General features: G+C 57.9%; 7 protein-coding genes and 1 pseudogene. All 8 read left to right on the forward strand.

The features are described from left to right. Positions 1-501: 501 nt before the first annotated feature. Positions 502-786, forward strand: a pseudogene (locus AC1KAT_RS22000) (antibiotic biosynthesis monooxygenase family protein); the annotation flags it as partial. Between the two features lie 111 nt (positions 787-897). Beyond that, complete coding sequence (locus tag AC1KAT_RS22005; protein WP_480329473.1) at positions 898-1,284, forward strand: hypothetical protein; 387 nt, start codon at positions 898-900, stop codon at positions 1,282-1,284. A gap of 469 nt (positions 1,285-1,753) precedes the next feature. Beyond that, positions 1,754-2,563 carry a hypothetical protein gene (locus AC1KAT_RS22010; RefSeq protein WP_480329475.1) on the forward strand — a complete coding sequence of 270 codons (810 nt, stop codon included), beginning with the start codon at positions 1,754-1,756 and terminating at the stop codon, positions 2,561-2,563. Between the two features lie 543 nt (positions 2,564-3,106). Then, a complete protein-coding gene (locus AC1KAT_RS22015) occupies positions 3,107-3,946 on the forward strand; it encodes an HNH endonuclease (RefSeq protein ID WP_480329477.1) in 840 nt (279 codons plus the stop codon). 75 nt (positions 3,947-4,021) lie between these two features. Next, positions 4,022-4,480, forward strand: coding sequence for a GNAT family N-acetyltransferase (locus AC1KAT_RS22020; RefSeq protein ID WP_480329479.1), 459 nt, complete (start codon positions 4,022-4,024; stop codon positions 4,478-4,480). A 515-nt stretch (positions 4,481-4,995) separates the two neighbouring features. Then, complete coding sequence (locus tag AC1KAT_RS22025) at positions 4,996-5,505, forward strand: hypothetical protein (RefSeq protein WP_480329481.1); 510 nt, start codon at positions 4,996-4,998, stop codon at positions 5,503-5,505. Between the two features lie 1,195 nt (positions 5,506-6,700). Next, positions 6,701-7,126 (forward strand): hypothetical protein, encoded by a 426-nt coding sequence (locus AC1KAT_RS22030; protein WP_480329483.1) that lies wholly within the window; start codon positions 6,701-6,703, stop codon positions 7,124-7,126. Between the two features lie 393 nt (positions 7,127-7,519). Then, a complete protein-coding gene (locus AC1KAT_RS22035) occupies positions 7,520-7,813 on the forward strand; it encodes a hypothetical protein (RefSeq protein WP_480329485.1) in 294 nt (97 codons plus the stop codon). Positions 7,814-9,171 lie beyond the last annotated feature (1,358 nt).

Genomic DNA, 9,171 nt, shown 5'->3' on the forward strand with positions numbered 1-9,171 from the left:
CTGCCGAACCGGCCAGCAGAGCCGACACCTGAAGCCAAAGACTCTGAGCGGTGACGCCTAACCATTCCATCGAGCGGATGTCCTGCCGGCTGCGCCGTCAGGCCACCGCTCATGTCAAACGGTAGATTTCTTGGCGAACGGTGCACGTCCTGTGTGGCTATGGCTGAGCCAAAGCGTTGCAGTTGATCGTGCCCCCGCGTGTCCTCTTCGCGCCAGCCGGCTTGTTTATCGTTGGGCTGCCAGCATCCGTCGCTCGCGGGGTTCTGGTTTGCCCTGCGTTGGGTGGTGCGCCATCATCGGCGCTCAATTCAGGCGGTTGGTTTCTCGGCTTGCTGAGGTCATCGCGTTTGCCCTCGCCAAGAAACCTACCGGGTCGCTCAAGCGGACAGCCTTCGGCTGCCGCTTAGCTCAACGTTAGCCGCCAACGGGCAGCACCGTGCCAGAGTCAAAGAAGACAATCGACACCGGTGCTTTGGTTCGAGGTAGAGGGAGGAGCGGAGCATGATTCTTGAAGTCGCGCCACTGCAAGTGAAGCCTGGGCAGGAGAGCGAGTTCGAGGCTGCATTCCTGCAAGCGCAGCGCATCATCTCGTCTATGTCGGGTTACGTCTCACACGATTTACAGCGGTGCATCGAGCGGCCCAACGAGTACATCTTGCTCGTCGTCTGGCAAACGCTCGAAGCTCACGAAGTTGGCTTCCGGCAGTCTGCCGAGTACCAGGAGTGGAAGAGGCTGCTTCATCACTTCTACGAGCCATTTCCCGTGGTGTCGCACTACCAGCCCGTTCGAGGTGCGTCGTCGGCTAACCACTCCATCGAGCGGATGCCCAACCGGCTGCGCCGGTCGGTCGCCGCTCATGTCAAACGTTAGACGTCCCGAGACCCGAACATCTTCTGTATGAATGACGTCGAGTTATCTCAGCAAGTCGAGTGGTTCCACTCGCTCGCAAATCAACCCGTGGATCAACTCGCGCTTCAGGCCACGGCGGAAACTAGGTCACGGGTGGCGCAGTACGTCACCATCTGCCTGCCCGGGCATTCAATGCCGGAAGATCTGTCGCCGGAAGAGTTCGCTCGCTCAATTCGTGACCTCAGAGAGAACGAGCGCGGCTGGAATCGAGCTCTTATGAAGGCTCTTATCCAGGCGGAGGACTTGTCTGCGGCCAAAGAGTCGAATGCGGCTGCTGCCTCCCTTCGAACGTTTTCGGAGTCGTGCCCGTGGACGCTCTTTCAAAACGTCGCTAGAGACCAAGCAAGAAACTACGAATCAAAGAAGAAGCCATGAGCACGAGGCATTCAGTTCGAAGCAACCAGACGTCTAACCATTCCATCGAGGGGATGGCTTGCCGGCTGCGCCGTCAAGCCACCCCTCATGTCAAACGTTATACGTTTGCTCAGCATTCATCCCGTTTGGGTTTCCTGCGTAGTTGAGGCGGCCGTGAGTCAAGTCAACACCGAAGCGTTCCACGTTCAGGCATCGCGTAGCACCGAGCGGCTCGCGCCGTTCAGTTGCGTGTGTGGGTTGGTCGGTTCATCGGGCGCTCGCAGAAACCGTGCTTCCTTCTGGCTTGCAGCAGCAAAGTGCTTGTCACCACGCAATCGGCCTTCAAGAGTTAGCGGGTTGCCAAGCTTCGTTCGCCAGCCTTGGCTGTTCACGGTTCGTGCTGGTCATGGGCCTACGCATAACCATCGGGTCAACCGGACTTGCCTCCGGCAAGCCGGTTACCCTAAACGTTAGCCGCCTGAAAGCTCCCATGTTTTCCGTCAAACACATTGGAATGATTGCACTGGCTCAAGCCTTGGGAGCCCCATCGTTTGCGGCAGATTCAGCGCAGCCGACGTGCAAAGAAGATCCGCCCAAGAGAGTCACAGTAACTCGGAGCAAGCCTGCCGAGCCAATGGTGCAAGAGATTACGCTCCATTGCGGGACGCAAACTACCACTCAAACAACGCCGAGCGTGCCAGCAGCTTCGTCGCCTGTACGAACAGCAACGTCAACCTTTACCTGGGACACTCTGATTGAGGCCGTATTCAAGCTGCTGGGTAGCATTGCTTGGCCTATAGCCGCCGTGTACATAGCGTTCATTTTCAGGAAAGAGCTTGCGGCGCTATTAGCTCGTTTAAAGAAGGGGAAATGGGGTTCGGCCGAATTTGAGTTCGAGAACTACGTTCGCGCTGTTGATGCTGAAGCGGACATTCCGCGTACTCCTGAGAACGAAAGCATTAGCCCAAGCGCGGCGGCAAGAGCCAGCAGCGATCCTCGGGGGGCAATCGTCACAGCCTGGATTGAAGTAGAAGACGCGCTCTTCAATTTGGTTCGGAGCCGTGATCTCTCGGAGCCGGTATCAGCAGCACGGCCAGCAAGAAGTACGCTTTGGGCTATCCGCGCTGTTCAGAGAGCGCAGGTTCTCGACGCAAACTGGATAGCTCTTTTCCACGACTTACGTGCTATGCGGAACGAGGCGGCTCACTCCACGGACTTCTCGCCGCCCCCAGATGCAGTGATTAAGTATGTTCAGCTTGCCAAAGAACTCACTACGGCTATGCGCGCGGCAGGCGGCTAACCATTCCATCGAGCGGATGTCCAACCGGCTACGCCGGTCGGCCACCGCTCATGTCAAACGTTAGGCATCGCAGGCGCGACAATTGATGCATGGACACACAAACAAGCATTTATCTCGCTGCTGCCTTTGAGCTTGGCATCCCCGTTGCTCTTGTCTTCCTCGGAGCTTTTCGTCCGCCGCTAAGGAAATGGGTAGTCGTTGTGCTCGGCGCGCTTACGCCGCTCCTACTTTCCTTTGTGGTCACTGGCGTTAGGCACCTTGTCTTCGCTCAGGAAGAAGCCGGGTTCGCCATTTGGGAGATTGTGGCTAACGAGCGTTAGCCCATACGCAGCATGCTTCGCAGTGGGCGCAGTGCTTGGGTTGCTGAAGGTGCCTGCTGGTTTGCCCGCCAGGTACATCCTCGGCCTTGTGCCGCCATCCGTGTTCGCGGTGGCATTGGCCGTCGCCTTTCCGCAGTGAACAGCGATGCCTAACCATTCCATCGAGGGGATGCCCAGCCGGCTGCGCCGGCCGGTCACCCCTCATGTCAAACGTTAGGTTGCTATGACAGCACTTGACCATCCGTTCGTAGTCGGAGCGATCTATAACCGCCGCCGCGACATCCACGGACGTTTTGGTGGGCAGCAGCGGGGCGGAATATCAACCCCGACGTCCGCCAGATTGATCTTTGCCTTTACCAGCGCCGCAGGCGCGGCCTACGGGTATGACGACAAGTTCAATCCCGACGGAACGTTCTGGTACACGGGAGAAGGGCAGGTCGGAGACATGCAACTGATCCGGGGGAATGCTGCTATTGCCCAGCATGCTCAAGATGGCAAGAAGATTCTTCTCTTCGAGTCAACGCCTCAGGACGAACTTCGTTTCTTAGGCGAAGTCGAGTACTTGGGGCATCACACTGAACAGCGCCCCGATCGAAATGGCGATCAGAGGAATGCGGTCGTCTTTCATCTCGGATTCCTGCCCCCTGTTCCGAACAATGTCGCTGAACAGCCGCGGAAGTTCTATATGGCATCTGGCCGCCTTCCGTCCAAGCTAAGCCTTGCCGAACTGCGTGCCATTGCGCTAGAAACGCTGCCCGCTGATGCTTCGCTAGAGCAAAAGAAGGCCGACGTGGCTCGGAGAGCCGAAGCAGTACGTCGCTATGCGCTGGTTCGATCAAAGGGAGTGTGTGAAGCCTGCTTCAAAGGCGCTCCTTTCAAGACAAAAGCGGGACCCTTCCTGGAGGTGCATCATGTCTTTCGGCTTGCAGATGGTGGGCCAGACCACCCGGCGAATGTCATTGCGCTGTGTCCAAATTGCCATCGAAGGGCGCACCTTTCAGTCGACGCCGAGAGTTTCAATGAGTCCCTCATCTTTTGGCTCTCTCAGCGCGAAGCAACCTAACCATTCCATTGAGGGGATGTCCAGCCGGCTACGCCGTCTGGCCACCCCTCATGTCAAACGTTAGAACGCATTCGCATGGAGACTGAGACAAGCATCAAGTTTCAGCCGGTGGCTCCCTCCGAGGCGGAGGAGCTTGCGGATCTCCGGGTCGAAGCGATGCGCGAGAGCCTGGAGCGAGTCGGGCGGTTTGACCCAGTTCGAGCGCGCGAACGCTTCCTTTCGACCTTCTCTCCGGATCACACGCGCCACATCGTGAGATCTGGTGCCCGGGTAGGGTTCCTAGTGGTCAGGCATCAAGGCGTTGGGGTTCTGCTAGACCATCTCTACATCCGTCCGGAGCAACAGGGCAAAGGTATTGGTACCGCGGCACTCGCACAGGTATTTGCAGAGGCCGAAGCAATGGGAAGGCCGGTTCGCGTTGGCGCTCTCAAAGGAAGCGACGCCAATCGCTTTTACGTGCGGCACGGCTTTGCCCTGGTGGAGCAGGGCGAGTTCGACAACTACTACGTCCGGTCGAGCAAGAATGCGTCCTAACCCTTCCATTGAGCGGAGATCAACCGGCGGGCCGGTTGCTCCCGCTCATGTCAAACGTTGGGCGTCATGCTGGAGCGAGCGTGGTTTGCTCGGTGCGTTGAGTCATCAGTGGCGTTCGAGCCGAAACTGAGTTCGGAGGCACGCGAAAGCAAGTCGGTGCGCGCGTCGCAACCGAGTCGCTTCGCGGAGGCGACTGACTCTTGAGACGGGTGCCCGTTAGAAGTGCGAAGCTCTTTGTTCAGGTCGTCGGAAAGCCAGGCGGTTAGGGGCGCTTCGCGCCGCAGTGCTGCGCCTGGCAGTCAGTTGAGTTGAGGCCGCTGTGCGGCGGGAGCGTATGCCGAAGCTCGGTGAGTTCTCGAAGCAAGAAAAGGCTGCTTTGCGAAAGCTGCGAGCCCGGCCGAGAATGACGCCCAACCATTCCATCGAGCGGATCCGCCTGCGGCGGCCCGCTCATGTCAAACGTTAGGCGTCCAACTGTGCGAAACCATCAGGAGGTCTCGTTGAGTCAGATAGGCATGACCCTGATCGCACTTCTCGTAGGAATCTTGTCGGCTAACGCGAGAGCGCAGGGAGTGACGGCTTCTTCCGTCAACATGCAACTTGCAAACGCTCTCATGTGTCGGGGTGACAGCTTGAAGATCCTGAGGTCCTTCGCCGCCAAGAAATCTTCACTCGAATCACTAGGCATTGAAGTCTCGGCCAATGACGAGAGCGGGTATGACGAAGTCATCAGCGTGTCGCTGCGCGAGCCAGTGCAGCTTATCGGAGCGAAGACCACCAAAGTGACACTCTCATTCGACAATCCATACCCAGGGTTTTCAGGTTTGGTCTATGCCGAGTTTCGGGGCGATCCTAGGAAGGTGATTCAGGCGCTCAAGTTGGTGGAAGGAACAACCGCTCGACATGCAATTGCTGAGTTCGTCTCACGAGAAGCAAGAAGGGATGGATGCCCAGAACACCTCGGCCTGTCCATCTTGGGGAAAAATCACTTCGTACTTGGCTGTGGCTGGTGCAACGGCGGCTAGTCCATCCACTCCCGTGAAACAGACGCCTAACCATTCCATCGAGGGGATGCCCAGCCGGCTACGCCGTCTGGTCACCCCTCATGTCAAACGTTAGATCTCAGTTCGGCCCGAGCGCATGTGCCGTCGAGAAGCATCTGAAATGGCTGTCCTTCTGACCCGTGGCTCGGAGTGTCTTGCTGGCGCCCAGCGTCTGCGTGGCGGTGGTGGCTTCACCTCCAACGGCGCTGCGAGCGGGCAGGTGTCACGCGCCGAGCGTCAGCCACCAGGGTTGGGTCGGTTCGTTATTAGCATGGGGCAGCGGCTTCGGCAGCTCGGGGCATGCCTTCGGCCACAGAGATCTAACCATTCCATCGAGCGGATGCCACAAAGGCTGCGCCTTTGTGTCCCCGCTCATGTCAAACGTTAGGTGTCCAACTCGATGAACAACCGGTATAGACCGCCCGCCGCTGATGTTCGGGATCATCCGCCCGAAATTGTTAGTCTTTCGCGTGCGGGCCTCGTACGCCTCTTTCAACGCTTGGTGCTCGCCGCGGCTGGATTAACAATCCTGTTAGCTGTATTGACAAACCTTGAACTGCCTTTGCCTCTGAGCTTGCAATCGTCTCTCCAAGTGGCTGGGCAAGGATCATTAGTCCCACCCGCCGCCGCAATGGCGATGTGGTGGGCCATGCAGCTTCTTTGGCTGATAAGTGCGGTGGGGCTCTACTTCTTCCGACCATGGGCGAGGTGGATGTTCATCACGATGTATGTCGTCTCTAACTCTTGGGTGTTAGTGTCTGGTGCGGTTGTCTACTTGCCGTGGGAATCTGTTCTGGCAACGGTCATAGCACTCATGGATGGGGCAGTTCTTGCGTTGGCGTTTCTTCCTCCACTTAGCTATGTGTTTGACGATAAAGACACCTAACCATTCCATCGAGGGGATGCCCAGCCGGCTGCGCCGGCCGGTCACCCCTCATGTCAAACGTTAGCTGGCATATGAGCCCCTGGGAAACAATCCTCCTAGCGTTCGGCGGAAACGCTGTACTACTCGCAGTCCTTGGCTGGCTTGCTCGCTCTTTGCTGGGCCAGCTTGTCGCAATAGACTTGGAGCGCTTCAAGTCTGAGCTTGCCAGCGCATCAAACACTGCTGCTGAACAGCTACGACACGAACCACATCTAGTTGCTCAGGAAAACCCAATACTTCTTTCAAAACTCCATGAGCGTCGAGCCACAGGCTGTGGCCGAGGCATACGGACTTCTTGTAGAAGCTCAATGGGCTACCCACGACTTCGTGTCGCTCGTTGAATGGGCAGGTGATCCCAGCAAGATGGAAAAGTACAACACTGCGATGACCAAGTCCGCAGAGTTCTATCGGTACTTCGACAAGAACCGCATCTATCTTCCTCAGCCACTTTGCGACCAAATCGAAGCCTTCCTCAATGGGATGCGTGGGAAGGTCATTGGCTTCGGGGTCTATGCTCGTCACGAAAACGCAGCACTCCCGGATTCGGGCATACAGAAGAAGTACGACGCCTGGGACAAGGCGTCTGACTACTTTTTAAACGAGGTGCCAAAGACACGCGCTGCGCTTGAAGAAGAACTCAGATGCATCATTGGCGGCATTCGGAAGAACGCCAGCTAACCATTCCATCGAGCGGAGATCAACCGGCGAGCCGGTTGCTCCCGCTCATGTCAAACGTTAGACATCGGCCGATTGAAAGCAGTGCCATGCGAGCAGAAGCGTGCCGAGTTCTTCGTGGGCTGTCCGTCCGTTGGCGGCCAGCGCACCGGTTGAGCTGGTTCACCAAGTGCTTTGCAGGTGGTGGCGCGTCAGCGAAACTTCCGAGCCGGGGCAGTGAAGAGCCTGCGCAGCCTGCTGGGTTCGGGTTAACGGGCCATGCGAGCCGGTCGCTGTCTAACCCTTCCATCGAGCGGAGATCAACCGGCAAGCCGGTTGCTCCCGCTCATGTCAAACGTTAGGTCTCATTTGAGCGGCAGTCTTTCGGTTCGAGTTGTCCGTGCCTCGGTGGCCAGTATGGCGATGACGCTGGTGTCGAGTTGCGTGCCCGGGACGGTCGAGCTTGCCCATCCCGGCTCCATGGACTGCGATAGCGGTTGCCGGTTCGTCGCTGGCGGCTGGCCGTTCGCATACATCGTCGATGGCCATGGGTTATCGCCAGCGGGTTCAGTCGATCTCCTCGCTGCACTTGCCGGCGCAGATATGGTGCGCTGGGGCAGCATGCTCATGACATTCCTGTTTTGGTTCTGCATCTACCTTGCAGCCGTTCTCATGCGACGAAAGGCCATCGGCGGTGAGAATGAAACCTAACCATTCCATCGAGCGGAGATCAACCGGCAAGCCGGTTGCTCCCGCTCATGTCAAACGTTAGACCTCATGAAACGCGAACGAGCCTGCCCAAAGTGCGCATCACCGATTGAGCAACTAGAGCATGGTGATTTGGTCACGTCTACCTGCACCTCCTGCGATTGGCGCGTGGAATGCATGGTTGCTCGTAGCTTTCCGGAGATGCGGCGTTCGGGCTCGGTCTTCGTGAGGGTGCATGCAACGGAGAAGGTCTCTGGGCGAGCGCTTGCGGCGTTGCGCTCCGTGTCAGTGCAGGTCCCCCAAATCCCGCTCGACCAGCTCCAAGACCGATTGACGTCCGATGTCGGCATCGCTCTTGGCTCACATGCTGAATGCCGTGCGAAGGAAATCCAACACCTCCTTAAGCAGCATGGCCTCCTGGTTGAGTGGGTCGCGAGTAACAATGAGGTCTAACCCTTCCATCGAGCGGAGATCAACCGGCAAGCCGGTTGCTCCCGCTCATGTCAAACGTTAGACCTCAGTGTTGGTTTGGCAGGGTGCCTTCGAAAGCAGTGCAAGCTATGCAAACGGTGCTTCATCAAACGACTGCGCGATCCGGCCAAACCTCGTGGTCGCGCGCATCGTGCGGGCATCCATTGGCGGTGGCTTCGCGGGGCAGGTCGCAACGGTTGTCGCGGGCTGTCCGTCCGTTGGCGGCCAGCGCACGTAACGTGGGTCATCGGGCCTATCGGTTTGTCGGACGTGCTGACTCACACTTCGGCTTGTTTGTGGGCCTTCCTCTGTGGCTTCGTCCACAGAGGTCTAACCCTTCCATCGAGCGGACTCGCCTTCGGCGAGCCGCTCATGTCAAACGTTAGGCACCTTCAAGCAACGGACGAGTTTCATGGGGCATGAGTATCTGCTGCGTCTCCCAGAAGGAGAGCGGCATTTGGTCGACGGTCAGCGAGGTGCAAAGCTTGTGGCGGCGCTAACGCCTGAACCCGAAGTTACCGCTTCTGATCACCCACACGTGAGTCTGGCCGTGACGTCTGAAGGGCTGTACATCTGTGATCATCTGACAGATCGCGACGTTGCTATGCGGGTTCTTGGGCGAGCGGTGATGCTGCTGCTAAGCGAGGCAAGCTCCGTGCATGTCGAGGAGGCATAGAGTTGTCACGGCTTCTTATGGGTAAGGCCGGAGCAGTCCAGTTGCCTAACCATTCCATCGAGCGGATGCCACAAGGGCTGCGCCCTTGCGTCCCCGCTCATGTCAAACGTTAGGCGTCATGAGTAATCGCACCTTTGCCTGCCTGCAATGCAGAAAGCTCCAACGAAGAGACCAGAACACATCGGCCTTCTTCTGCCCGATTTGCGGACGAGAG

This window comes from Piscinibacter sp. PDB5-1, from assembly GCF_056676035.1.

Excerpts from the sequence above, each read along its gene's own strand:
- AC1KAT_RS22005 (WP_480329473.1), top strand. The coding sequence starts at position 898 with ATGAATGACGTCGAGTTATCTCAGCAAGTCGAGTGGTTCCACTCGCTC.
- AC1KAT_RS22010 (WP_480329475.1), top strand. The coding sequence starts at position 1,754 with ATGTTTTCCGTCAAACACATTGGAATGATTGCACTGGCTCAAGCCTTG.
- AC1KAT_RS22015 (WP_480329477.1), top strand. The coding sequence starts at position 3,107 with ATGACAGCACTTGACCATCCGTTCGTAGTCGGAGCGATCTATAACCGC.
- AC1KAT_RS22020 (WP_480329479.1), top strand. The coding sequence starts at position 4,022 with ATGGAGACTGAGACAAGCATCAAGTTTCAGCCGGTGGCTCCCTCCGAG.
- AC1KAT_RS22025 (WP_480329481.1), top strand. The coding sequence starts at position 4,996 with ATGACCCTGATCGCACTTCTCGTAGGAATCTTGTCGGCTAACGCGAGA.
- AC1KAT_RS22030 (WP_480329483.1), top strand. The coding sequence starts at position 6,701 with ATGAGCGTCGAGCCACAGGCTGTGGCCGAGGCATACGGACTTCTTGTA.
- AC1KAT_RS22035 (WP_480329485.1), top strand. The coding sequence starts at position 7,520 with ATGGCGATGACGCTGGTGTCGAGTTGCGTGCCCGGGACGGTCGAGCTT.